This is a genomic window from Erwinia sp. OLFS4, from assembly GCF_002752165.1.
Classification (GTDB): Bacteria; Pseudomonadota; Gammaproteobacteria; order Enterobacterales; family Enterobacteriaceae; genus Izhakiella.
This window is the reverse complement of record NZ_MOMB01000003.1, coordinates 97,802-122,599: the sequence shown is the minus strand read 5'-3', so window position 1 is coordinate 122,599 and position 24,798 is coordinate 97,802. Positions and strand designations below refer to the sequence as shown.

Here is a 24,798-nt window from a genome sequence, read left to right as displayed (position 1 = left end):
GTGCTAACCTGCTATTCTTGAAGCAGTATACTGACTAAGGATTAAGGCTATGAGTTCAGCATTGTTGATTGCCCGCACCAAAGAAAAACAGCTCGAGCTACTTCCCGCTATGGCGAACCGGCATGGCCTGATAACCGGTGCGACGGGGACCGGTAAAACGGTGACCTTACAGAAACTGGCGGAAAGTTTTTCCCGTATTGGCGTGCCGGTTTTTATGGCCGATATTAAAGGCGATCTCACCGGCATTTCGCAGCCAGGGGTGCCGTCAGACAAACTCAGTGCCCGGCTTGAAAGCATTGGTGTTACTGACTGGCAGCCAGACGGTAACCCGGTAGTACTCTGGGACATTTTTGGCGAAAAAGGTCATCCGGTAAGGGCGACTGTCTCGGACCTTGGACCAATTTTACTGGCCCGCCTGCTGAACCTTAATGAGGTACAAAGCGGCGTATTACAGATCATTTTCCGTATCGCCGATGATCAGGGGCTGCTACTGCTCGACTTCAAAGATCTGCGCGCAATGACGCAGTACATTGGTGATAACGCCAAAGAATTTCAGACACAGTACGGCAATATTAATGCTGCCTCGGTAGGCGCCATCCAGCGCGGCCTGCTGACGCTGGAGCAGCAAGGTGCCGAATTCTTTTTCGGTGAACCAATGCTGGATATCCGTGACTGGATGCGTACCGATAGCAACGGACGAGGCATCATTAATATTCTGGCCGCTGAAAAGCTCTATCAGATGCCGCGGCTGTATGCGACCAGCCTGTTATGGATGCTTTCTGAACTGTATGAGCATCTGCCGGAGGCCGGCGATCTTGATAAGCCTAAAATGGTGTTCTTTTTTGATGAAGCTCACCTGTTGTTTACCGACGCCCCGGCAGTGCTGCTGGAAAAAGTCGAGCAGGTTATTCGCCTGATACGCTCGAAAGGGGTCGGCATTTACTTTGTGTCGCAAAATCCTTCCGATATTCCGGACAACGTGCTGGGCCAGCTGGGGAATCGCGTTCAGCACGCGCTACGCGCTTTTACACCAAAAGATCAGAAAGCGGTTAAAGCGGCAGCGCAGACCATGCGAACTAACCCGGCATTTAACAGCGAAGAGGCCATCCAGCAGCTGAGTACCGGCGAAGCGCTGATCTCTTTTCTTGATGCGAAAGGCAGTCCTTCAGTAGTCGAACGCGCCATGGTTATTGCGCCGGCCTCGCGCATGGGGCCGGTTAGCAACGATGAGCGCAACGGCTTGATCAATCACTCGCCGCTTTCCGGTAAATACGATGAGGCAGTGGATCGTGAATCCGCCTTTGAAAAGCTGGCCAAAGGGGTACAGCATGCCACGGAAGACGCCAACGCACCGCCGGCCAAAGGTAATAATGTTCAGGTTGATAACGGCGTGCTTGGCGGCCTGAAAGATATCCTGTTCGGCAGTACCGGGCCGCGCGGCGGCAAACGCGATGGTATCGTGCAAAGCATGGCAAAAAGCGCTTCGCGTCAGGTGGCGAATCAGATTATTCGCGGCGTGTTAGGCAGTCTGATGGGAGGACGCCGTCGCTAAGCGCCCTGTTAACCGCATGACAGACCACAAAGAACGTGAACTGCGCCGGGCCAAGCTGTGGCCCGGTCTGATGCTACTGGCGGCCGCCGCCGCCTTTCTTTTTACGCTGATCTTTGCACATTTCTATCCCGCTGACCGGCTGTGGCTGGCCGCGCTGAAAGCCGTTGCCGAAGCGTCAATGGTCGGCGCGCTGGCAGACTGGTTTGCGGTAAGCGCGCTGTTTCACCCGATTCCGCTACCGCTGATCGGCCGCCATACCGCGATTGTACCGAACAATAAAGCGCGTATTGCCGATAATCTGGCGGCTTTTGTCGAGGAGAAATTTCTCAATGCCGACGCCCTGCTAACGCTAATCCGCCGTTACGATCCGGCGCAAATGGCCGCCCGCTGGCTGAGTGAGGCGGATAACGCACGTCAGTTAAGCCGCTATCTGCTGCGGGTAATGCGTGGTCTGCTGGATATGGCAGACGATGCCCGCATCCAGGATTTTATTCGCCGGGCGGTGCACCAGGCGATCGACAAAGTGGATCTCAGCCAGTCGGCAGCGCTGATCCTGGAGAGTCTGACCCGTAACGGTCGCCACCAGGCACTGCTGGATGATGCTCTGAAGCAACTACTGCAACTGATTAATCAGCCGGCAACCCACGACTTTATTGCCCGTGAAGTGGTGACATGGCTCAAGCGTGACCATCCGTGGAAAGAAAAAATGCTGCCCAGCGAATGGCTGGGTGAGAAAAGTGCTGAACTGGCGGCGGATGCGGTGGCATCGATGCTGACCCACATTGAACAGGATCGCAGCCATGTGCTGCGTTCGGCCTTTAACCGCAGCGTGAATAAATTTATTGTACGCCTGCGCAACGATACGGAAATGGCGGCGCGTGCACAGGAGATAAAGCGCTATCTGAAAGAAGATGAAGCCCTGAACAGTTACATTCGCCAGCTGTGGGATGAGTTGCGTCACTGGCTCAAACAGGATCTGGCAAGTGATAACCCGCAGATGGATCAGCGTCTGCAGCAGGCCGCCCGCTGGTTTGGTGAAACCCTGCGCGATGACCCGGCACTGCGTCAGTCACTGAATCAGCATCTGGAAAACGCTGCCGAACGTGCCGCGCCGGACTTTTCTGCTTTTCTCAGCCGTCATATCAGCGATACGGTAAAAAGCTGGGATGCGCGTGATATGGCACACCAGGTTGAATTAAACATCGGTAAAGACTTACAGCGCATTCGCATTAACGGCACCCTGGTCGGCGGGGCAATCGGGTTGCTGCTGTTTTTCATTTCTCACTTTCTGCCGCGCTGGCTGTAAACCATCGTGTTATCCAACCAGCCCAGATTTTTTGCCGGCTTTATGCCGCCGGCCGGCCAGTGTTGCTCCTGCGCTATTTACGCTTAACCAGCATAAACACACTCAATACCATAAAGAGCGCGCTCGGCAACAGGCCCCCCAGAAACGGCGGCAGGCCATATACCAGGCTGAGCGGACCAAAAACGTTGTTAAGCACAAAAAAGATAAACCCGAAGCTGATGCCAGTCACTACCCGCACGCCCATCGCTACACTGCGCAACGGGCCAAAGATAAACGACAGCGCCATCAGCATCATTACCGCTACCGAAAGTGGCGAGAACACTTTGTTCCACATATTCAGCTGATAGCGCCCGGCTTCCTGGCCGCTCTGCCGCAGGTATTTTGCATAATCATACAGGCCGCGAATCGACAAAGAGTCCGGGTCCAGCGCCACCACGCCTAATTTGTCTGGCGTCAGCGAACTTTTCCACTCCCCTTTCAGGGTCTGGCTGCCGGTGACCTGCTGCGGGTTAACCAGGTTCGATTCTTCCACCTGCGACAAATCCCATTGTTTACTGTCGGGATTGAATTTTGCTGATGCGGCATAGCGTACGGTTTCCAGCCGGCGGTTGTCGTTAAAGTTATAAATACTCACCCCTTCCAGGGTACTGTCACTGCGGACGTGCTGAATATAGATATAACTGTTGCCGTCTTTCGCCCATAAGCCGTTCTGAGTGGAAACCAGCGAACCACCAAGTATCTGCTGAGCCCGGTAATTACGCGCCATTTGTTCGCCCTGCGGCGCGACAAACTCACCGATCAGCATGGTCAGCAGCACCAGCGGTATGGCGGTTTTCATCACCGAACCGGCTATTTGCAATCGGGTGAAGCCAGACGCCTGCATCACCACCAGCTCACTGCGTTGTGCCAGCGTCCCCAGCCCGAGCAGCGCCCCCAGCAACGCCGCCATCGGGAAAAAAACTTCAATATCTTTCGGTACGCTCAGCAGGGTAAAGGCTGCCGCGCCCAGTGCTGAATAGTCGCCCTGCCCGGTTTTACGTAGCTGATCGACAAATTTGATAATGCCGGACAGCGATACCAGCATAAACAGCGTCGCCATAATGGTATTAAAAATGGTTTTACCGATATACCTGTCGAGTACGCCAAACATTAAACGTTCTCCTTACGTTTAAAGCGTGCGCGAAAGCGACGCATTGGTACGGTATTCCAGGCATTCAGTATCAACGCCAGCGCCAGATAAAAGCCGTTCACCCCCCACATCCAGTAAAAGACATTCAGGTGATTACGGGCCGCGTTAGAGCGAATGGAACTTTGTAACAGGAAAAAAATCAGGTAAAGCAGCATCGCCGGCAACATTGACAACACGCGGCCCTGACGCGGATTAACCTCACTGAGCGGTACGACCATAAGCGCCATAACAAACACCGAGAAAATCAGTGTCAGACGCCAGCTCAGTTCGCTGTGAAATTCCGGATTATCAGAGTGCCATAACGTTTTAAAATCGGCCTGTTCTGCATCGTTGGGATCGAGCGGCACCACTTCATGACCGATAATAGCTTTGTAATTCTGGAAGTCGGTAATACGGAAATCACGCAGCATGGCGGTGCCTTCAAAGCGCGTGCCCTTATCCAGGGTCACCATCTGTGAACCGTCAGGTCGCTGGGTCATTACGCCGTGATCGGCCACGACCACCGACGGGCGCGCGTTGCCCTTCGGCTGCAGCTGAGCCAGGAACACCTGCTGGAAATCATTACCTTTCACTTTTTCAATAAACAGCACGTTATTGCCGTCATTGGTGGTCTGAAACTGGCCAGCAACCAGCGCGGCAGCGCCAGGGTTTGCTTTTGCGTTCTGGGTCACTTCATTTTCATAGCGCTGTGACCATGGTCCCAGCCAGGCAACGTTAACCGCTGCCACGATGGCGGTAATGACTATCAGCACCGTCACCGATTTGACCAGTACCGATTTTCCTAAGCCGCAGGCATGCATGACTGTAATTTCACTTTCTGTGTACAGTTTGCTGAAGGTCATTAAAATCGCCAGAAACAAGCTAAGCGGCAGTATTAACTGCGCCATTTGCGGCACGCCCAGCCCCATCAGGGTCAAAACCAGGTTTGTAGGAATATCGCCATCTACCGCCGCCCCCAGTATCCTGACCAGCTTCTGACAAAAAAAGATCAGCAGCAGGATAAACAGAATGGCCAGCTGGCTTTTAAAAGTTTCCCGAACCAAATATCTAATGATGATCACGCTGAGTGCACCTGTGAAAACTTGTCTTTTTGCAGGAAAATCGCTAATTTCATCGCTTACTTGCCATTTTTCTCATCAATGGCGATTGTCGTCGCTAATAATAGTATGACAATACATACGTTCTGGAGGTGTAAATGCGTGCCAGAATTTTAACACCAAGTGCCACCAGATGTCCGTTTGATCAACGGTGCTTTTATTAAAATGGCATTATGCAGTACTAAAACGTACCATTCTATCTGCAGCAAACGCCGTTGTCTTTAAGATTCAGGAGAATGCATGGAGTTCAGTGTAAAAAGCGGTAGTCCGGAAAAACAGCGCAGTGCCTGTATCGTGGTCGGCGTTTTTGAACCACGCCGCCTGTCACCGATAGCTGAACAGCTGGATAAAATCAGCGATGGCTACATCAGCGCCCTGTTACGCCGTGGTGAACTGGAAGGCAAAGTCGGTCAGACGCTGCTGCTTCATCATGTGCCTAACATTCTTTCCGAGCGTATCCTGCTGATTGGCTGTGGCAAGGAACGCGAACTGGATGAACGTCAGTACAGGCAGATTATTCAGAAAACCATCAATACACTAAATGATACCGGTTCAATGGAAGCCGTGTGTTTTCTGACCGAGCTGCACGTCAAAGGACGAAACACTTACTGGAAAGTACGCCAGGCGGTGGAAACGGCGAAAGAATCGCTCTATTCATTTGACCAGTTAAAGAGCAACAAAACCGAACCGCGCCGGCCGCTGCGTAAACTGGTGTTCAACGTGCCAACCCGGCGCGAACTCACCAGTGGTGAACGGGCAATTCAGCACGGTCTGGCGATTGCCGCCGGGATCAAAGCGGCAAAAGATCTGGGCAATATGCCACCAAATATTTGTAATGCTGCCTACCTGGCCTCCCAGGCGCGTCAGCTGGCGGACAGTTTCAACAAAAACATCTCGACCCGGGTGATTGGCGAACAGCAGATGAAAGAACTCGGCATGAACGCCTACCTGGCGGTCGGTGCCGGTTCGCAAAACGAATCGCTGATGTCGGTGATCGAATACAAAGGCAGTCCGGACCCGGACGCAAAGCCCATTGTGCTGGTAGGTAAAGGCCTGACCTTCGACGCCGGAGGCATATCGCTCAAACCAGCCGAAGCGATGGACGAAATGAAATATGACATGTGCGGAGCCGCTTCGGTTTATGGCGTGCTGCGCATGGTCGCCGAACTCAACTTACCGCTTAATGTTGTCGGCGTGCTGGCCGGTTGCGAAAACATGGCCGATGGCGGTGCGATGCGGCCGGGTGACGTGCTGACCACAATGTCCGGTCAGACGGTTGAAGTGCTTAACACCGATGCCGAAGGCCGTCTGGTGCTGTGCGATGTGCTGACCTATGTTGAACGCTTTGAGCCAGAAACGGTTATTGACATTGCCACCCTGACCGGCGCCTGTGTCATTGCACTGGGCCATCATATCAGCGGTCTGATGTCGAACCACAACCCACTGGCCCATGAACTGGTCAGTGCATCAGAGCAGGCGGGTGACCGCGCCTGGCGCTTGCCGCTGGCCGATGAATATCAGGAACAGCTGGAGTCGAACTTTGCCGACATGGCCAATATCGGCGGCCGTCCTGGCGGGGCAATTACCGCAGCCTGCTTCCTGGCACGCTTTACGCGTAAATATAACTGGGCTCATCTCGACATTGCCGGCACCGCCTGGCGTTCCGGTAAAGCCAAAGGGGCCACCGGCCGGCCAGTGGCCCTGCTGTCACAGTTCCTGTTAAACCGTGCCGGGCTGAATGGCGAAGAGTAATACTGTACAGGGGCAGCACCGGCAGATTGCCGGTGCTGCCGCCATCAGAAGACATCTTCAGCCGGTGACGGCTGTTGTCAGCGGGCGGGTCAGTACCCGCCCGCATTAATTAACTGGCCGCTTATGAAAAACGCAACCTTCTATCTGATGGAATCCAGTGACAGTACTGATGGCCTGAGTGCCGTTGAAGCACTGGTGTGCGAGCTGGCCGGTGAGCGCTGGCGAGCCGGTAAACGGGTGCTTATTGCCTGTGAGTCTGAAGAACAGGCTAACCGGCTTGATGAAGCGTTATGGCAACGCCCGGCTAGCGCATTTATTCCTCATAATCTGGCGGGAGAAGGCCCAGGCTATGGCGCTCCGGTGGAGCTGGCCTGGCCACAGCGCCGTGGTAACGCCCCACGCGATCTGCTTATCAGCCTGCTGCCGGAATTTGCAGATTTTGCCACCGCTTTCTATGAAGTGATAGACTTTGTCCCTCATGAAGAAACTTTGAAACAGCAGGCGCGTGAACGCTATAAAGCCTACCGCACCGCCGGCTTCCACTTGAATACGGCCACGCCTGTGCAGCCGCAAACGACATAGCAGAAATGGAAAAGACATATAACCCGCAAGAGATCGAACAACCGCTTTACCAGCACTGGGAAAAACAGGGCTACTTTAAGCCAAATGGCGATACCAGCCAGCAAAGTTTCTGCATCATGATCCCGCCGCCAAACGTAACCGGCAGTCTGCATATGGGACACGCCTTCCAGCAGACGATTATGGATACCCTGATCCGTTATCAGCGCATGCAGGGCAAAAATACCCTCTGGCAGGCCGGCACCGATCACGCGGGTATCGCAACCCAGATGGTGGTTGAGCGTAAAATTGCGGCGGAAGAAGGCAAAACGCGCCATGACTATGGCCGTGAAGCATTTATTGAGCGAATCTGGCAGTGGAAAGCCGAATCCGGTGGTGCCATTACCCGTCAGATGCGCCGTCTTGGCGATTCAGTGGACTGGGAACGCGAACGTTTTACGATGGATGAAGGTCTGTCGGAGGCTGTAAAAGAAGTTTTTGTCCGCCTGTATAAAGAAGACCTGATTTATCGTGGTAAACGGCTGGTTAACTGGGATCCTAAATTACGCACCGCCATTTCCGATCTTGAAGTGGAAAACCGCGAATCAAAAGGGTCGATGTGGCATATCCGCTACCCGTTACTTGATGGCGCCAAAACCGCTGACGGCAAAAATTACCTGGTGGTGGCCACCACCCGCCCGGAAACGCTGCTGGGTGACACCGGTGTAGCCGTCAATCCGCACGACCCGCGTTATAAAGACCTGATTGGCAAGTGCGTACTGCTGCCGCTGGTTAACCGCCGTATTCCGATTGTCGGTGACGAGCATGCCGATATGGAAAAAGGCACCGGCTGTGTAAAAATCACCCCGGCGCACGACTTCAATGACTACGAAGTGGGTAAACGTCACGGTCTGCCCATGATCAACATTCTGACCTTTGACGGTGCCATTCGGGAAAACGCCGAGGTATTTGACAGCGCCGGATGCGAATCTGCGGCTTATGATACGCATATCCCGGCAGAATTTCGTTGCCTTGAGCGTTTTGCGGCCCGTAAGGCCATTGTTGAGAGCATTGATGAGCTAGGTCTGCTTGAAGATATCAAGCCTCACGACCTGACCGTGCCTTATGGCGATCGTGGCGGCGTAGTGATTGAACCGATGCTGACAGACCAGTGGTATGTGCGCACGGCCCCGCTGGCAAAAGTCGCGGTTGAGGCGGTGGAAAACGGCGAAATCCAGTTCGTACCGAAACAATATGAAAATATGTATTTTTCCTGGATGCGTGATATTCAGGACTGGTGCATTTCGCGCCAGCTCTGGTGGGGGCACCGTATTCCTGCCTGGTATGACGAAGCCGGCAACGTCTATGTTGGCCGTACTGAACAAGAAGTGCGTCAGGAATACCAGCTGGCCGCCGATGTAGCATTGCAGCAGGACGAAGACGTACTGGATACCTGGTTCTCTTCCGGTCTCTGGACTTTTTCCACTCTCGGCTGGCCGGAAAACACCGAAGCGCTGCGTCAGTTCCACCCCACCAGCGTGCTGGTGAGCGGTTTTGACATTATCTTTTTCTGGATTGCGCGCATGATCATGCTGACCATGCATTTCATTAAAGATGAAAACGGCAAGCCGCAGGTTCCGTTTAAGACGGTCTATATGACGGGTCTTATTCGCGACGAGGAAGGACAGAAGATGTCCAAATCCAAAGGTAATGTCATTGACCCGCTGGATATGGTTGACGGTATCTCGCTGGCCGACCTGCTGGAAAAACGCACCGGCAATATGATGCAACCGCAGCTGGCAGAGAAGATCCGTAAACGCACTGAAAAGCAATTCCCTGACGGTATTGAAGCACACGGCACCGATGCGTTGCGCTTTACCCTCGCGGCGCTGGCGTCCACCGGGCGTGACATTAACTGGGACATGAAGCGCCTGGAAGGCTACCGTAACTTCTGTAATAAGCTGTGGAATGCCAGCCGCTTTGTGCTGATGAATACCGAAAATCAGGACTGCGGTCAGCATGGCGGTGACATGCAACTGTCGCTGGCAGACCGCTGGATCCTGAGCGAATTTAACCAGACGGTAAAAGCATACCGTGAGGCACTGGATAATTACCGTTTCGATATCGCTGCCAATATCCTTTACGATTTTACCTGGAATCAGTTCTGTGACTGGTATCTTGAACTGGCCAAGCCGGTAATGAACGGCGGCAGTGAAGCCGCACTGCGCGGTACAAGGCATACACTGGTCGACGTGCTGGAAGCCCTGCTGCGGCTGGCACATCCGATTATTCCGTTTATTACCGAAACCATCTGGCAGCGGGTGAAGCGGTTGAAAGGAATTAACGCCGATACCATCATGCTGCAGCCGATGCCGGACTATGAGGCGGCGAAGGTTGATCCCGTTGCTCAGGCCGATACCGAATGGCTGAAACAGGCAATAATTGCAGTACGTAACATCCGTGCCGAAATGAACCTTTCCCCGGCGAAATCCCTGAGGTTACTGTTACGTGATGCCAGTGCCGATGCCGAACGGCGCGTTAATGAAAACCGTCATTTCTTGTCAACACTGGCACGTCTTGACGATGTCACCGTGCTGCCGGCGGGTGATAAAGGTCCGGTATCCGTGATCAAACTGGTGGACGGTGCCGGGCTGCTGATCCCAATGGCGGGACTGATTGATAAAACCGCCGAAATGGAACGGCTCAACAAAGAAATTGCCCGACTGGATGACGAAATCGGACGCATTGCCAGTAAACTCAACAATGCCGGTTTTGTTGACCGTGCTCCGCCAGCGGTAGTGGCAAAAGAGCGTGAAAAAATGGAAAGTTACGCCCAGTCAAAAAGCAAAGTGCTTGAACAGCTGACGGTGATTCAGGGCCTGTAGCCAACCGGTTGAAGGGCTGTTACCACAGCCCTTTTATTCCCTTGCGCGATTCCCTGCGGCAATCGTCCAGCATAAAGTCAATAAATCGTCCCATTGCATCGGCAAAGCGGGGATGTTATTACAGTTTTTTCCCTGAATAAATGCTGAGTTGATGTGATGAGTACAGCGCTTAACCACGATCTGCGGCTGCGTCCGCTTACTGCCGCCGATAACGCCGCCATTGCCGGAGTAATCCGTGAGGTCTCGGCCGAATTTGGTCTGACTGCCGATCGTGGTTACACCGTGGCCGATCCCGACCTCGATCGTCTGTTTGAGCTTTACAGTCAGCCAGACAGCGCCTACTGGGTGGTGGAGCTGGAAGGTAAAGTCGTCGGCGGTGGCGGCGTAGCCCCCCTGCAATGCAGTAGCGAGGCCATTTGCGAACTGCAGAAAATGTATTTTCTGCCGGTCGCTCGTGGCCTTGGTCTCGCGCGCACCCTGGCGCTTAATGCCATGGACTTTGCCAGAAAACGCGGTTACCAGCGCTGCTATCTGGAAACCACCGCCAGCCTGACCCGCGCCATTAAATTGTATCAGCAGCTCGGTTTTACCCATATTGATACGGCCATGGGCTGTACCGGCCACGTTGATTGTGAAGTCAGAATGCTGAAAACGCTGTAACCGCCTGGGCTATCTGGTCGTCCTGTGGTGCCCCTTGTTATTGTCACCGCGCGTCCTGTGCCAGCAGGCGGCTGGGCGAAAACGGTTTAAAACGCCGGTACACCACTGTGAAAACGCAGTTCGTCGTCCGGCTGGTTAATCAGCCGCGCCTCAGCCCGGCCAATTTTGTCTACCCGCGGAGCAATATCCAGCGGCGAGATTTGCTGTGCCAGCGCCAGATAATCCTGGTAGTGGCGCGCTTCAGAACGCAGCAGCGAAACATAAAAGGTACGCAGTTCGCTATCCAGCAGCGGCGCCAGACTGGCAAAGCGTTCACAGGAACGCGCCTCAATGTACGCACCGCAAATCAGCTTATCCACCAGCGTATCCGGTTCGTGGGTGGTCACTTCGCGCATTAATCCCCTGGCATAACGGCTGGCAGTGATTCTGCGGTAGGGAATCGCGCGTGCCTGCATGATTTCCCAGACCTGATAAAAATGATGCAATTCTTCTTTGATTAACAGCACCATCTTATCCACTAGCTCATCCGCCCACGGCAGGGTATTTTGCACAATAATCCGCCGGTTCAGATTACGGTGAGCGTTGATGAAATCACTGTCAGCGTCTTCATAATAAATAAAATCTTCATAGGGCTTGAGCCAGGCAAGGATTGCCTCTCCGCTCGGCTTATCCGCAACATATTTACGAATCAGCCAGGTAGCGGTTTGTGCGGCCTTGAGTTCACAAACCAGATGATCGGTTAGCAACAGAGCCAGATTTTCCGGCTGACTGGCAACATCCAACCAGCGTTGCGGCGTCCGGCATTGCAGGAAAGCGTAGATTGGCGAAAGCAGCGCGTCGTATTTCATCGTTCAACATCAATGTTATTGTCAGGCATTCTCTGGCGCGCTCAACCCGGCGCGCCGTCAGGCAGCAATCAGTGGCGGACGCCGTCGTCGTCTTCATCGACATAGTCATCGTCTGATTGTGGATCTTCCGCATTCGGATCTTCGAAATAAGTCCCCCAGCCGTCATAATCAACATTGAATTTTCCGGCCAGCTTAACCAGCTGTTCCACTTGTTCATCAAGCAGCGCGGCATTTAATGCCAGCTCACTGATAATGTCACAGCACATGACTTTACTGCCGTCTTCAAGCTCCAGCTCTTCAGGATCGGTTACTTCATAGCCGAGCCTGAACGCTTCCACTGCCACCTTTTCCAGCGCGTCAAAGTTTGCGCAGGACAGGTGATGCTCAATGGTATACAGCGCGTCGGGATCGCTACCGTCCTCCAGCAATTCATCAATAATCAGCCGCGTCTCTTCGCGCTGCTCTTCCAGCAATTCTTCATAGGACATGATGCGACTCCTTCGGTCAGCACAGGTTACCGGCGTATTTTCCCACAGCGCTTCGGGCACCACTACCCTTATGAGAAAAAGTTTCTTCACGTCAAGCTTGAAAAAGCATATTCATGCGGTTAAATTGAATTTTAATTCACATGACCGGAGTGCAGTATGAGTCAGCTTTTTCAACGTCATTTACTCAGACTTCTTGATTTCACCCCTGCAGAAATTACCACCCTGCTGGCGCTGGCAGCCACGCTTAAAGCGGCAAAAAAACAGGGTCGCGAAGTGCAGCGACTGACGGGAAAAAATATTGCGCTCATCTTCGAAAAAGATTCAACCCGCACCCGTTGCTCTTTCGAAGTTGCCGCTTTTGACCAGGGCGCAAAGGTCACCTATCTTGGCCCGAGTGGTAGCCAGATTGGCCATAAAGAATCGATGAAAGACAGCGCGCGGGTGCTGGGACGGCTATATGATGGTATTCAGTATCGCGGGTACGGTCAGTCGCTGGTGGAAACGCTGGCTAAGTATGCCGGCGTCCCGGTGTGGAATGGTCTGACTAATGAGTTTCATCCAACGCAAATCCTCGCTGACCTGTTGACCATGCAGGAACAGTTACCGGAGAAGCCGTTGAGCGCCATGACGCTGGTGTATGTCGGTGATGCACGCTACAACATGGGCAACAGCATGCTGGAAGCGGCAGCGGTCGCCGGACTGGATTTACGTATTGTGGCGCCACAAAGCTGCTGGCCGCAGCAACAGCTGGTTGACGAGTGCAGACAAGCCGCGCAAGCCAGCGGTGGCCGCATAACCCTGACAGAAGATGTCGCTGCCGGCGTTAAAGGGTCCGATTTTATCTATACCGATGTCTGGGTGTCGATGGGAGAGGATAAAACGGTCTGGCAGCAGCGTATTGCGCTGCTACGTGCTTATCAGGTTAATCGTGAAATGCTGGCGCTGACCGGCAATCCCCAGGTAAAATTTCTCCATTGCCTGCCGGCTTTTCATGATGATGAAACCACGCTTGGTCAGCAAATTGCCGAACAATATGGCCTGACGGGCGGCATGGAAGTCACCGACGAGGTCTTCGAATCCGAACATAGTGTGGTATTCGATCAGGCCGAAAACCGCATGCATACCATTAAAGCGGTGATGGTAGCGACTCTGAGCCCGGAAGCCGGCTAGCGAAAGCCGCTGTCTGCCATCAGCGCCGGTGATAACACGGATAACTACCCGCTTATTGTGAATGAATATTCACAGCAAACGTTTAATAAGCTAATTTTTCGCATGGTCAGGGTTGCTAAACGATCGGACATGAGTATAATGCCCGGCAATTTGCCAGGAGGAAATATGCAACTGCGATTGTTGAACATTGTCGACAACCCCGCTCTGAATGCAGCGGAGCAAAATCCGTTTTATTTCCGTGGTAATACCGATCGTAACAGCCCCTTTTAAAGGGGCTTTTTTTTGTCCGTCGATAAGCTGCATAACGGCATCCGGAGGGGAAGATGGCCAACCCGCTGTACAAAAAACATATCATTTCCATCAACGATTTAAGCCGTGAAGAGCTGGAACTGGTGCTGGATACCGCCGCCCGGCTGAAAGCAAATCCACAGCCAGAACTGTTAAAAAATAAGGTGATTGCCAGCTGCTTTTTTGAAGCATCCACCCGCACCCGGCTGTCGTTTGAAACCGCCATGCAACGGCTGGGTGCTTCGGTGGTGGGTTTTGCTGATAGCAGCAATACCTCGCTGGGTAAAAAAGGCGAATCTCTGGCGGACACGATTTCGGTTATCAGTACCTACGTTGATGCCATCGTCATGCGCCATCCGCAGGAGGGGGCAGCCCGGCTGGCCGCTGAGTTTGCTGGTGACATTCCGGTGCTTAACGCCGGTGACGGCGCCAATCAGCATCCTACCCAGACCCTGCTGGATCTGTTTACCATTCAGCACACCCAAAGCCGCTTAAGCCATCTGAAAGTAGCTATGGTCGGCGATTTAAAATATGGCCGTACCGTTCACTCTCTGACCCAGGCACTGGCCAAATTCGACGGAAACCACTTCTATTTTATCGCCCCGGATGCTCTGGCAATGCCCGGCCATATCACCAGCATGCTTGATGACAAAGGCATTGCGTGGTCACGCCACAGCAGTATTGACGAAGTGATAACCGAGGTGGATATCCTGTATATGACCCGCGTACAGAAAGAACGCCTTGACCCCTCTGAATACGCTAACGTCAAGGCGCAGTTCGTTCTGCGTGCCGCTGACCTCACCGGCGCGCGTGACAACATGAAGGTGCTGCATCCGCTGCCACGTATCGATGAAATTGCCACCGACGTAGATAAGACCCCCCATGCCTGGTACTTTCAGCAGGCCGGTAACGGTATTTTCGCCCGTCAGGCATTACTGGCCCTGGTGCTGAACAGTGAACTGCCGCAGTAAGGAGATGTAAGATGAAACAAGACAATAAATTGCAGGTTGAAGCGATTAAAAGCGGCACGGTGATCGACCATATTCCGGCACAGGTTGGTTTTAAGCTGCTGTCGTTGTTTCGCCTGACCGAAACCGATCAGCGTATTACCATCGGCCTGAACCTGCCTTCCGGTGAAATGGGCCGCAAAGATCTGATTAAGATTGAAAATACCTTTCTGACGGACGACCAGATCAACCAGCTGGCAGTGTATGCGCCGCACGCCACGGTGAATCGTATTGATGACTATGAAGTGGTTGGCAAAGCGACGCCGGCCTTACCCGATATTATTGAACGGGTACTGACGTGTCCCAATGGCAACTGTATCAGTCGCAGTGAGCCGGTCATGTCCAGCTTTACCGTCAGGCAGCGACCGCATGATATTCATCTGCAGTGTAAGTACTGTGAAAAAGAGTTTGCCCATCACGTGGTCCTGAGTAACGGCTGATAAAGGCAGAGGTTGCTGAACAGCGCCGGGCAGCAGTGCTATAGTGCTGCTGTCATTTTTAAAGGAGAACGCTATGTCCCGCGAAATCAGTACCGAAAATGCCCCAGCGGCGATCGGCCCCTACGTACAGGCCGTTGACCTGGGTAATATGATCATCACCTCTGGCCAAATCCCGGTTGATCCGCAATCAGGCGCGGTTGCTGAGGATATCGCCGCCCAGACGCGTCAGTCACTGGCAAACGTCAAAGCTATTGTCGAAGCCGCCGGGCTTGCCGTGGCTGATATTGTCAAAACCACGGTGTTTGTTAAAGACCTGAATGATTTTGCCACGGTAAACAGCACCTACGAGGCGTTTTTCAATCAGCACAAGGCCAGCTTCCCTGCCCGTTCCTGTGTGGAAGTCGCCCGCCTGCCAAAAGATGTGAAAATTGAAATTGAAGCCATTGCGGTGCGCCGTTAAGGGCTGATACAACTTCAGCGCTGACCCGGTTATTCGCGGCCGGGTTCGCGGTTTTATTTTTCTGCCTGTAGCAATGTTTCAACCGGATACACCAGCGCATTTACCGTTTCACCCTGCACCTGTGCCGCATTATCCAGCCGGTCATGCATATGCTGGCGTTCCCGAGCGCCGAAAGTGCGATCGTTTTCCATGGCATTCAGTATGGCAATCCCAATGGCACTGACCTCTTTGGTCTGCTGCGCCAGCGGTTTTAACGCCTGTAACTGATAATTTTGCTCCAGCAAAGGCATCACCACCGGCACAATATTTTGCCAGCGCAGTAACTTTTGCCGTATTGCCTCTGCCACCCACTTATCACCCCGGTTTTTTATCAGCTGGTTGACCATCATTTGCAGTTCACGCATCGCATTACTTTCCGCCGGCAGCACATCCACCAGCCGGTTGAGCGCTTCAGACTGGTTGTCGCGTCCACGGTGAAACTTAAGGTGATAACGGGTGTAGTACTGGGCCGGTTCCAGCACCTCGGCGAAAACCTGCAGCGGCAGGATAGCCTGATGGTTAGCCAGCCGCATCATTTGTAGCTCTGTCTGCGCGTGCTGTTGCAAACCAACCGAAACAACTGACCAGCGATCCACGGCTTTCAGCCGCTGATAAAGATGGGTTTCGTCGCTGACGGCCTTTGCCGACCACAATCGTTCAGCAATAACAAAAAGCCGCGGCCAGAGTTTGGTATCAATATTGCGGGCGTTCACCAGTTCGCTCCACAATGTTGCTTCACCCCCCAGAATATAGCCTTGCTGTAAAGGCGTCGCGGCCAGCGGTAGCCTGCCCGGTGGCCTATTTTCCAGCCGGTGGCCGGTCAGCGGATAGCGGACATTGCCAATCCGTGCATAGCCACTGATCCGCTGCTGATTAAAGGTCATTACCGGTTGTATGACACTCATCCAGTTATCCACGCTAAACGTCAGCTGATCCGGTGCCAGCCAGTGAATGCGCCGTACCTCGCGGCGGGAATAGCCATCAAAGTCGATAAATCCGCGCGGACCTTTTTTCCCGTCAATCAGCGTAAAAGTGCCGCTCACGACTTTTCCTTTCAGCATCAGCAACGTAAATCGCCAGCTTTGGCTGCATTCCCCTTCCTGCGCACTATCGCGTCCGTTCAGCGCCGGCACCTCAGGGTCGTTACGATAGTAATAAGCAGCGGGTTGTGGCTGATTAAGAGAAAATCCGCCGGAAAATATCGCGCGATAATTTGCGCTGACGGCAGCGGCAAGCGCGTCCTGTCCCTGCCATGACTGAATCACACTTTCAGCGGGTAGGCCAGAATTGCGCATTTCATCCCAGCCGACCATCCGGCGCTTATGGGCAATCAGGATCTTTGCAACCCGGCGATTAAAATAGGCCTGCAGGGCGTGGGTATCCGCCAGTCCATGACGATGCATAAATTGCTGGATAGTCGCTGACTCGTTCCACTGGCTGGCATCGATTTCATCGCCCCCCATATGTAAATAGCTGTCGGGAAAGATGTCTGTCAGTTCACCCACCAGGGTATCGATAAACTGATAAACCCGCTCATTACTGGGGTCGAGCACCGGTTTCATCATGCCCCAGCTTCGCGCTATCTGATAATGTCCCGGCGCGGCGATTAATTCCGGCATCGCCGCCGCCAGTGCCGAAGCGTGGCCGGGCAGGTCTACTTCCGGTACCACCCGAATGCCAAGATCGCGGGCATAGGCGACAATATCACGCATCTGTTGCTGACTGTAAAACAGCCCGTCACTGCCTTTTTCCGTCAGCGCCGGAAAATGCGAAGACGCCAGACGCCAGCCCTGATCGTCGGTGAGATGCCAGTGCAAAACGTTCAGACGGGCAGCCGCCATACCATCGAGCTGTCGTTTGATATCTTCTACCGGCAGAAAATGGCGCGCCGAATCCAGTAACAGCCCGCGCCAGGGAAATCGCGGTTTATCATTGATAGTCACCAGTGGGATAAAACTGTCGTGCGGGCCATTTTGTACCAGCTGTAGCAGGGTTTCCATTCCGCGCAGGGCGCCAAAACGGGTCTGCGCCTCCAGTATCACGCCCTGATGGTCAACCTGCAGGCGGTAGCGTTCATCAATCCCCAGCGCCGGCAGCGGATTAACGCGCCTGGCAATACGGATACAAATAGTTGGCCGGCCTTGACTGCCGGTTTGCGGCCGTAATTCCCAGCCGGTCTGACGGGCAATCCGTTCGCGCCAGCGGATGACCGCATCCGCTAAATCGTCACCACTTACCGAAATGGACAGCTCAGGACTGAGGGTGAATTGCCCGCCGTTTACCGGCAACACAACCTGCTGTGGCCAGGGCATAAGGGGTAACGGACTGCCGCCGTGGGCGGCCAGCAACGAACCGGGTAAGATCAGCGCCACCGTCAGCACAATGAAAAGCAAAACGCGCAACATGAAGACTCCCTTCAAATCATGATGTTATGACGAAATGAACGGGCTGATAACACAGAACGGATAACACCTATCGGCTCTCAGCATAACCACTCGTTCATTCAGGAACTCAGCAGACCCGCCAGCTCTTCATCACTGAACAAAGCGGTTTCATCGGCGCTGCCTTGCAAAATACTCTCGGCCAGAGAAGCCTTTTGCTGCTGCAGATTAACAATCTTTTCTTCAATACTGTCTGCAACAATCAGTTTATAAACAAAAACGGTTTTTTGCTGCCCGATACGCCAGGCCCGATCGGTCGCCTGGTTTTCCGCCGCCGGATTCCACCAGGGATCATAGTGTATCACCGTATCTGCCGCCGTCAGATTGAGCCCGACGCCCCCCGCCTTCAGGCTAATGAGAAATACCGGTACTTCACCGCGCTGGAAGCGTTCCACCGGCGCCTGACGATCGCGGGTACTGCCGGTCAGCATCGCGTAATCAATCCGCGCTTTTTTCAGCTCCCCGGCGATCAGCATCAGCATTTCGGTAAACTGGGAAAAAATCAGCACATGGCGATCCTCTGCCAGCAGTTCCAGCAACATTTCACGCAGCAGCGTCAGTTTCGCCGACTGACGTACGCTGGTCGCATTATCCAGCTTAACCAGCCGCGGATCGCAGCAGATCTGACGCAGTTTGAGCAACGCGTCCAGCACCAGAATCCGGCTGGAAGCATGTCCCTGACGGCGGCTGAGTGCCAGCCTGACCTGACGTTCCAGCGCGACGCGTACCGTCTCATACAGGTCGCGCTGCGCCCCTTCAAGCAATACACGACGCACCATACTGTTTTTCGGCGGCAGTTCTGCAACGACTTCCTGCTTGCGGCGACGGAGCATAAAAGGCCGCACTCGCTGCGCCAGCAGCTGACGGCGGGTGTGATCACCATGGCGTTCCACAGGAATACGCCACTGATGTAAAAAATCTTTTTCGCTACCCAGAAAACCGGGCAATAAAAAATCAAACTGCGCCCACAGCTCACCAAGGTGATTTTCCAGCGGGGTACCGGTGAGACAGAGACGATGACGTGCATCCAGCTTACGAATGGCCCGTCCGGCCTGAGAATGTGGATTTTTCACATACTGCGCTTCATCAAGGATCAGCAGATGCCAGGACTGGTTCCTTAACACCGCCTGATCGCGCCATAATAATGAATAGCTGGTCAGCACCACATCATACTGATCAAGACAGGAAAAATATTCGTTGCGCTGTGGTCCGCTAAGGGATAACACGCGCAGCTCAGGAGCAAAGCGCTGAGCTTCACTCAGCCAGTTATAAATAAGGGTGGTCGGCACCACAATTAACGCCGGCAGATCCAGCCTGGCGTTCTCTTTTTCCAGCAAGATATGCGCCAGGGTTTGTACCGTTTTACCCAGTCCCATATCATCGGCCAGAACGCCGGCCAGCGATTGCCGGCTTAAGGCCTGCATCCAGCTTACCCCCTGCAGCTGATAATCACGCAGGGTCGCCTGCAGACCCGCCGGGGGCGTAATAGCCGGTAACTTATCCACCTGCAGCAACTCGCCATTCAAAGCCAGTCTTGCTGCCTCATCATCCGCCTGCCAGCATCCCACCTGGGACAGAGCCGCCAACCGGCCCCGATCCCACCGCGGCAGCGGCAGGCTGTGACTCTGTGTGCCATCATCAGGCAGCACGTCAATCAGATTCGCCAGCAGCGGTTTCAGCTGCGCCGCCGCCAGCGCCAGCCGCGTATTATCGGCATCACGCAGCTCAATAATTTCCTCATTGGCAATGGTGCTAAGATCGCCGCTGAGCCAGCGAGTATCCTGGGCCAGCAGAGCCGGTAACATGGGCAACAGTGGGATGATACGCTGACCGGCGCTGACCGTCAGTTCTATTGCGAAATCACCCTGTTCGTGGCGGCTTATCCGGCCGGAGATCATCTCGATATCACGGCGATTCCAGGTAAAATCGTCATCCAGAGTGATAAGCCATCCGCGGGCGCGCAATGCCGGTAAAAGCAGCCGGATAATCTGCCGCCAGTCGCCGGGTTGCTCTGGCACAAGTAGCTGGCCGGGCAACGGCGAAGAGGCCGGCGTATAGATGTGGCTGGCCGGCACCCCATGCAAGCCGGCCGCCTGTAATTCAGCCAGCCAGCGTTGCTCTTTTTCGGTCTGACGCACCAGCTGCCAGCGCTGGCCACGGTCATCAGGAAAAATCGTTTCCTGACTATCGGCATCAACCATGATGCCGTTATAGCTGAAGGATAGCGCGGCAAAATCCAGTCGTTTCTGCCGGTGACCATAGCGGCCATAGCCACTGACAAAGCGCGAACGCGATTGCAAATGCAGCGCCGGAACCGGCTCAGCATGCAGCGGCCGCGGCGCAGAAGCTTCCTGTTGTACCGGCTGTTGCAAATTAGCCAGCATCACTGCTGCAACATGCCGGCAGTTGGTTTGCACCGGACAGGTACATTCGCCACTGACGTGCAGTTTTCCTTGTGGTCTGCTGAAATGGACAACAACCCGCCATGGCTCATCCCCGACGCCAGGAATTTCCCCCGTTAACAGATTATGCTGTCGCTGCAGGTTCTGTACCCTCGGGATCAGGTCCTGTGCCTTGGTAACAGTCCGCCCCCCGAGCCAGCGTCTGACCTGAGTCGCGTCATAAGAAAAAGAAGACATTAAGGTTCTCATTAAGCCTTTTACGGACTTTTTTTACCGCATAACAGGAAATAGTAACGACCTGCGGCAGGGAGATGCAACCCGCTTTACCGTGACATTGCCAATTTATTCGCTGTTGTCTGTTCTTTGACCTGTATCAATTCAACCACAGTTATTTTCGACAAAACGCTACATATTGGGTCTATTATCGAATTAACACGCCATATATTGATAAGGAGTCAATCGTGGCGACACAGGTGATCAAACGAGATGGTTGCAAAGTGGCCTTCGATGCCAGCCGCATTGAACAGGCTGTTCGCCGGGCAGCGCAGGCCGCCGGAGTAGCAGATAGCCCCCTGAGCCAGACAATCACCGCCAGCGTCTGTGAACGCCTGCAAACCCAGCATGAAGTCGATATCAGCGACATTCAGCGGGCGGTGGAAGATGCGCTGATGGCCAGTGCCTGGCCGCAGGTCGCACGCTGCTGGATTGAATATCGCCACGATCGCGATCTGGCGCGCGAGCAACGCGGCCGGCTGAATACGGCAATTCGTGGTCTGATTGAGCAAAGTGACGCCGCCTTGCTCAGCGAAAATGCCAATAAAGATGGCAAAGTCATCCCCACCCAGCGCGACCTGCTGGCCGGCATTGTTGCTAAGCACTATGCCACCCGCTACCTGCTGCCGCGCGAAGTGGTTGAGGGACACGAACGCGGTGAAATTCATTACCATGACCTGGATTACGCGCCTTTTTTTCCCATGTTCAACTGCATGCTGATTGATCTGCAAGGTATGCTGACCCGCGGTTTTAAAATGGGAAATGCCGAGATAGAACCGCCAAAATCCATTGCCACTGCCACCGCCGTAACGGCTCAAATCATTGCTCAGGTTGCCAGCCATATTTATGGTGGCACGACAATTAACCGCATCGACGAAGTGCTGGCACCCTATGTGCGCGCCAGTCAGGAAAAACATCGGGCCATTGCCAGACAGTGGCAAATTGCCGACGTTGAAGGCTATGCTGATGCGCGCACGCGCAAAGAGTGTTATGACGCGTTCCAGTCACTGGAATATGAAGTTAATACGCTGCACACGGCCAATGGCCAGACGCCTTTTGTCACCTTTGGTTTTGGGTTGGGGACCGATGAGGCAGCGCGCCTGATTCAGCAGGCGATTTTAGAAAACCGGCTGGCGGGTCTTGGCCGCAACCATAAAACCGCCGTGTTTCCCAAGCTGGTTTTTGCCCTGCGTGAAGGGGTAAATTTACGTCCACAGGACGCTAACTACGATATCAAACAGCTGGCCCTACGCTGCGCCAGTCAGAGGATGTACCCCGACATTCTCAATTTTGAACAGGTAGTGAAGGTGACCGGCTCATTTAAAACCCCGATGGGTTGCCGCAGTTTTCTGGGCCGCTATGAAGAAAATGGCGAAGAAATCCATGAAGGACGCAATAATCTCGGGGTGATCAGCCTTAATCTGCCGCGCATTGCGCTGGAAGCCGCCGGTGATGAATCGCGTTTCTGGTCATTGCTGGATGAGCGGCTGACGCTCGCCAGATGTGCGTTAATGACCCGGGTAGCCCGGCTGGAAGGGGTAAAAGCGCGCGTTGCACCCATTCTCTATATGGAAGGTGCCTGTGGCGTTCGTTTACAGGCGGATGATGATATTGCCCCGTTATTCCGTCACGGCAGAGCCAGCCTGTCGCTGGGCTACATCGGCTTACATGAGACCATCAACGCCTTGTATGGCACCGAATGTCATTTGTTTGACTCGCCGGCACGTCGTGAAAAAGCGCTGGCTATTGTGCAGCATCTGCGGACAGCGACGGAAAAATGGAAGGCGGAAACCGGCTACGGGTTCAGCCTGTACAGCACCCCAAGCGAAAATCTGTGCGATCGCTTCTGCCGGTTGGATGCCGCCCGCTTCGGGCTGGTCGCCGGGGTAACCGATAAAGGCTATTACACCAACAGCTACCATCTTGATGTGGAAAAAAAGGTCAACCCCTACGATAAACTGGACTTTGAAGCCCCTTATCCTGCTATCGCCAGCGGTGGTTTCATCTGCTACGGCGAATACCCTAATTTACAGCATAACCTGAAAGCGCTGGAGGATGTCTGGGATTACAGTTACAGCCGGGTACCCTACTACGGCACCAACACGCCAATTGATGAATGTTATGCATGCGGCTATCACGGCGAATTTACCTGTACCAGTAAAGGATTTGTCTGCCCTGGCTGTGGTAATCACGACCCGGCTAGCGTTTCGGTAACCCGCCGCGTCTGTGGCTACCTTGGCAGCCCCGACGCCCGTCCGTTTAATGCCGGCAAGCAGGAGGAGGTTAAACGACGGGTAAAACATTTGCCCGCAGGAGTAGCGGAATGAATATTCAGCAATATTATCCGGTGGATGTGGTTAATGGTCCCGGTACCCGCTGCACGCTGTTTGTATCCGGCTGTGAGCATCAGTGCCCGGGCTGTTATAACCAGTGTAGCTGGCGGGTAAATAGTGGCGTGCCTTTTACCTGCGAGTGGGAAGATCGGCTCATTGCTGATCTGCAGGATCGTCGCATTCCGCGCCAGGGGCTGTCACTCTCCGGTGGCGATCCGCTGCATCCGGCCAACGTTGCGGAAGTACTGCATCTGGTGAAACGCGTGCGGCATGAGTGTGCCGGAAAAGATATCTGGCTGTGGACCGGCTACCGGCTGGAGGAGCTTAACAGCGCACAGCAGGCAGTTATTGCCCATCTGGATGTCTTGGTGGATGGCCGCTTTGAGCTGGCAAAAAAAGATCCTCGCCTGGTGTGGCGCGGCAGCAGCAACCAGGTTATCCATCGGCTGCGTCAGGCCAGTAGCAGCACGCTGTAGTCAGCTTACGGCCAGCACACTCTCCTTTCAAAAACTGGCAGCATAGCGGTTGCAGAATATTCCTGGTTGCATAACCACCATCGCCAGCCAGACTTAACCGGTGGGTATGATGATCTGAAAGGAGGAAACATGATGAAGACCATCGCGGTGCTGATCAGCGACCAATTCGAAGACACCGAATTCACTTCCCCCGCCAAAGCCTATCGTGATGCGGGTTATAACGTGGTAACCATTGAGAAACAGGCGGGAAAAACCGTCACAGGCAAAAAAGGCCAGACGGTGGTGATCGATAAAGCCATTGACGGCGTCAGCCCGGCAGACTTTGATGCATTGCTGCTTCCCGGCGGTTACTCACCGGACAGCCTGCGTGCAGACGACCGTTTTGTAACATTCACCCGGGACTTTGTCGCCAGTGGTAAACCGGTTTTTGCTATCTGTCATGGTCCGCAGCTGCTGATCAGTGCCGATGCGGTACGCGGCCGAAAAATGACGGCGGTGAAACCGATCGTAGTTGACTTAAAAAACGCGGGTGCCGATTTTTATGATAAAGAAGTGGTAGTCGATAACGATAATCTGGTTACCAGCAGAACACCGGACGATCTGCCCGCTTTTAATCGCGAATCACTGCGTCTTCTCAAAATGGCATCCTGAACGCCGGGCGGGATCGGTCGCCGTTAGACACTTTCATGCTGCCAGCGTAACTTGCTGCCAAATCCCAGCGTGTTATCCGTCATTTTCAGCTCCCTGATGGCGATTTCCCACAGCGGAGCTTGCGCACTGGCAGCAATGGGGAAACGGCGGATATAGGCACTGCGCGCCCGTGAAGCCTGTTCGCCAGCAAGCCGGACAATAACGCCCTGATACTGGACACCTTTAATCAGCATCGGACTGCGCGTCTGGCCATTAATCGTTCCGGCCACCAGCGGTTGTGCCTGCATCAGCATGCCGTGGCGCGTGGCGGCATCGCTCATCAGCCAGAAGACCTGCTGCTGTTCATTGAAAACGTAAAAACAGTTAGCACACCACGGCGGGGTTCCGGCGCACAGCGATAGCACATGTTGTTTTTTCAGGTAGCGGCAGATAGCCGCCGGGATGCTATTATCCATACTGATTAATTCCTGAATAAAAAAGGTG

At 54.0% G+C, this 24,798-nt stretch carries 20 protein-coding genes; 13 read left to right on the top strand and 7 right to left on the bottom strand.

The window, feature by feature from the left end; genetic code table 11:
• The first annotated feature begins 49 nt into the window (after positions 1–49).
• Positions 50–1,552, top strand: a complete 1,503-nt coding sequence (locus tag BL249_RS02025) for a helicase HerA-like C-terminal domain-containing protein (RefSeq protein WP_099705480.1) — start codon at positions 50–52, stop codon at positions 1,550–1,552.
• Positions 1,553–1,568: 16 nt separating this feature from the next.
• Complete coding sequence (locus tag BL249_RS02020; protein WP_099705479.1) at positions 1,569–2,858, top strand: DUF445 domain-containing protein; 1,290 nt, start codon at positions 1,569–1,571, stop codon at positions 2,856–2,858.
• Positions 2,859–2,931: 73 nt separating this feature from the next.
• Here the strand turns inward: BL249_RS02020 and lptG are convergent, their stop codons facing one another.
• Positions 2,932–4,008, bottom strand: coding sequence for an LPS export ABC transporter permease LptG (gene lptG / locus BL249_RS02015; RefSeq protein WP_099705478.1), 1,077 nt, complete (start codon positions 4,006–4,008; stop codon positions 2,932–2,934).
• Positions 4,008–5,108, bottom strand: a complete 1,101-nt coding sequence (gene lptF, locus BL249_RS02010; RefSeq protein ID WP_199073414.1) for an LPS export ABC transporter permease LptF — start codon at positions 5,106–5,108, stop codon at positions 4,008–4,010. Before lptF ends, lptG begins: the two co-directional genes overlap by 1 nt.
• Positions 5,109–5,384: 276 nt before the next feature.
• On the opposite strand from lptF, the gene pepA reads away from it, so the two are divergent.
• The 4 genes from pepA (at position 5,385) to BL249_RS01990 (ending at position 10,999) form a co-directional block, all read left to right on the top strand.
• Positions 5,385–6,896, top strand: coding sequence for a leucyl aminopeptidase (pepA, locus tag BL249_RS02005; RefSeq protein WP_099705476.1), 1,512 nt, complete (start codon positions 5,385–5,387; stop codon positions 6,894–6,896).
• Positions 6,897–7,019: 123 nt separating this feature from the next.
• Complete coding sequence (locus BL249_RS02000; protein ID WP_099705475.1) at positions 7,020–7,478, top strand: DNA polymerase III subunit chi; 459 nt, start codon at positions 7,020–7,022, stop codon at positions 7,476–7,478.
• 5 nt (positions 7,479–7,483) lie between these two features.
• Entirely contained in the window at positions 7,484–10,339 is a 2,856-nt protein-coding gene (locus BL249_RS01995) for a valine--tRNA ligase (protein ID WP_099705474.1), read from the top strand.
• A gap of 156 nt (positions 10,340–10,495) precedes the next feature.
• Positions 10,496–10,999, top strand: coding sequence for a GNAT family N-acetyltransferase (locus tag BL249_RS01990; protein ID WP_099705473.1), 504 nt, complete (start codon positions 10,496–10,498; stop codon positions 10,997–10,999).
• Between the two features lie 86 nt (positions 11,000–11,085).
• On the opposite strand, the gene miaE is transcribed toward BL249_RS01990, so the two are convergent.
• A complete protein-coding gene (gene miaE / locus BL249_RS01985; RefSeq protein WP_099705472.1) occupies positions 11,086–11,847 on the bottom strand; it encodes a tRNA isopentenyl-2-thiomethyl-A-37 hydroxylase MiaE in 762 nt (253 codons plus the stop codon).
• 68 nt (positions 11,848–11,915) lie between these two features.
• Positions 11,916–12,335 (bottom strand): ribonuclease E inhibitor RraB, encoded by a 420-nt coding sequence (gene rraB, locus BL249_RS01980; RefSeq protein ID WP_099705471.1) that lies wholly within the window; start codon positions 12,333–12,335, stop codon positions 11,916–11,918.
• A gap of 156 nt (positions 12,336–12,491) precedes the next feature.
• Here rraB and argF point away from each other — a divergent pair, with 156 nt between their 5' ends.
• The 4 genes from argF to ridA all read left to right on the top strand — a co-directional run bounded on the left by argF (position 12,492) and on the right by ridA (position 15,700).
• Positions 12,492–13,505 (top strand): ornithine carbamoyltransferase, encoded by a 1,014-nt coding sequence (gene argF / locus BL249_RS01975; RefSeq protein ID WP_099705470.1) that lies wholly within the window; start codon positions 12,492–12,494, stop codon positions 13,503–13,505.
• Between the two features lie 323 nt (positions 13,506–13,828).
• Positions 13,829–14,764 carry an aspartate carbamoyltransferase gene (gene pyrB, locus BL249_RS01965; protein WP_099705468.1) on the top strand — a complete coding sequence of 312 codons (936 nt, stop codon included), beginning with the start codon at positions 13,829–13,831 and terminating at the stop codon, positions 14,762–14,764.
• Positions 14,765–14,775: 11 nt separating this feature from the next.
• A complete protein-coding gene (pyrI, locus tag BL249_RS01960; protein ID WP_099705467.1) occupies positions 14,776–15,240 on the top strand; it encodes an aspartate carbamoyltransferase regulatory subunit in 465 nt (154 codons plus the stop codon).
• 73 nt (positions 15,241–15,313) lie between these two features.
• Positions 15,314–15,700, top strand: coding sequence for a 2-iminobutanoate/2-iminopropanoate deaminase (gene ridA / locus BL249_RS01955; RefSeq protein ID WP_099705466.1), 387 nt, complete (start codon positions 15,314–15,316; stop codon positions 15,698–15,700).
• Positions 15,701–15,753: 53 nt separating this feature from the next.
• Here ridA and BL249_RS01950 read toward each other — a convergent pair whose 3' ends face one another.
• Positions 15,754–18,144, bottom strand: coding sequence for a beta-N-acetylhexosaminidase (locus BL249_RS01950; RefSeq protein WP_099705465.1), 2,391 nt, complete (start codon positions 18,142–18,144; stop codon positions 15,754–15,756).
• Between the two features lie 98 nt (positions 18,145–18,242).
• Positions 18,243–20,819: a DEAD/DEAH box helicase gene (locus tag BL249_RS01945; protein ID WP_099705464.1), complete on the bottom strand. Its 2,577-nt coding sequence runs from the start codon at positions 20,817–20,819 to the stop codon at positions 18,243–18,245.
• Positions 20,820–21,043: 224 nt separating this feature from the next.
• On the opposite strand from BL249_RS01945, the gene nrdD reads away from it, so the two are divergent.
• From nrdD to BL249_RS01930, 3 genes are all read left to right on the top strand, one after another.
• Complete coding sequence (gene nrdD / locus BL249_RS01940) at positions 21,044–23,182, top strand: anaerobic ribonucleoside-triphosphate reductase (RefSeq protein ID WP_099705463.1); 2,139 nt, start codon at positions 21,044–21,046, stop codon at positions 23,180–23,182.
• A complete protein-coding gene (nrdG, locus tag BL249_RS01935) occupies positions 23,179–23,664 on the top strand; it encodes an anaerobic ribonucleoside-triphosphate reductase-activating protein (RefSeq protein ID WP_099705462.1) in 486 nt (161 codons plus the stop codon). The genes nrdD and nrdG overlap by 4 nt, the downstream gene beginning before the upstream one ends.
• A gap of 129 nt (positions 23,665–23,793) precedes the next feature.
• Positions 23,794–24,315, top strand: coding sequence for a type 1 glutamine amidotransferase domain-containing protein (locus tag BL249_RS01930; protein WP_099705461.1), 522 nt, complete (start codon positions 23,794–23,796; stop codon positions 24,313–24,315).
• Positions 24,316–24,338: 23 nt separating this feature from the next.
• On the opposite strand, the gene BL249_RS01925 is transcribed toward BL249_RS01930, so the two are convergent.
• Positions 24,339–24,770: a YhbP family protein gene (locus tag BL249_RS01925; protein ID WP_099705504.1), complete on the bottom strand. Its 432-nt coding sequence runs from the start codon at positions 24,768–24,770 to the stop codon at positions 24,339–24,341.
• Positions 24,771–24,798 lie beyond the last annotated feature (28 nt).

Coding starts and splice junctions, on each gene's coding strand:
- BL249_RS02025 (WP_099705480.1), top strand. CDS start 50: ATGAGTTCAGCATTGTTGATTGCCCGCACCAAAGAAAAACAGCTCGAG.
- BL249_RS02020 (WP_099705479.1), top strand. CDS start 1,569: ATGACAGACCACAAAGAACGTGAACTGCGCCGGGCCAAGCTGTGGCCC.
- lptG (WP_099705478.1), bottom strand. CDS start 4,008: ATGTTTGGCGTACTCGACAGGTATATCGGTAAAACCATTTTTAATACC.
- pepA (WP_099705476.1), top strand. CDS start 5,385: ATGGAGTTCAGTGTAAAAAGCGGTAGTCCGGAAAAACAGCGCAGTGCC.
- BL249_RS02000 (WP_099705475.1), top strand. CDS start 7,020: ATGAAAAACGCAACCTTCTATCTGATGGAATCCAGTGACAGTACTGAT.
- BL249_RS01995 (WP_099705474.1), top strand. CDS start 7,484: ATGGAAAAGACATATAACCCGCAAGAGATCGAACAACCGCTTTACCAG.
- BL249_RS01990 (WP_099705473.1), top strand. CDS start 10,496: ATGAGTACAGCGCTTAACCACGATCTGCGGCTGCGTCCGCTTACTGCC.
- miaE (WP_099705472.1), bottom strand. CDS start 11,847: ATGAAATACGACGCGCTGCTTTCGCCAATCTACGCTTTCCTGCAATGC.
- rraB (WP_099705471.1), bottom strand. CDS start 12,335: ATGTCCTATGAAGAATTGCTGGAAGAGCAGCGCGAAGAGACGCGGCTG.
- argF (WP_099705470.1), top strand. CDS start 12,492: ATGAGTCAGCTTTTTCAACGTCATTTACTCAGACTTCTTGATTTCACC.
- pyrB (WP_099705468.1), top strand. CDS start 13,829: ATGGCCAACCCGCTGTACAAAAAACATATCATTTCCATCAACGATTTA.
- pyrI (WP_099705467.1), top strand. CDS start 14,776: ATGAAACAAGACAATAAATTGCAGGTTGAAGCGATTAAAAGCGGCACG.
- ridA (WP_099705466.1), top strand. CDS start 15,314: ATGTCCCGCGAAATCAGTACCGAAAATGCCCCAGCGGCGATCGGCCCC.
- BL249_RS01950 (WP_099705465.1), bottom strand. CDS start 18,144: ATGTTGCGCGTTTTGCTTTTCATTGTGCTGACGGTGGCGCTGATCTTA.
- BL249_RS01945 (WP_099705464.1), bottom strand. CDS start 20,819: ATGTCTTCTTTTTCTTATGACGCGACTCAGGTCAGACGCTGGCTCGGG.
- nrdG (WP_099705462.1), top strand. CDS start 23,179: ATGAATATTCAGCAATATTATCCGGTGGATGTGGTTAATGGTCCCGGT.
- BL249_RS01930 (WP_099705461.1), top strand. CDS start 23,794: ATGATGAAGACCATCGCGGTGCTGATCAGCGACCAATTCGAAGACACC.
- BL249_RS01925 (WP_099705504.1), bottom strand. CDS start 24,770: ATGGATAATAGCATCCCGGCGGCTATCTGCCGCTACCTGAAAAAACAA.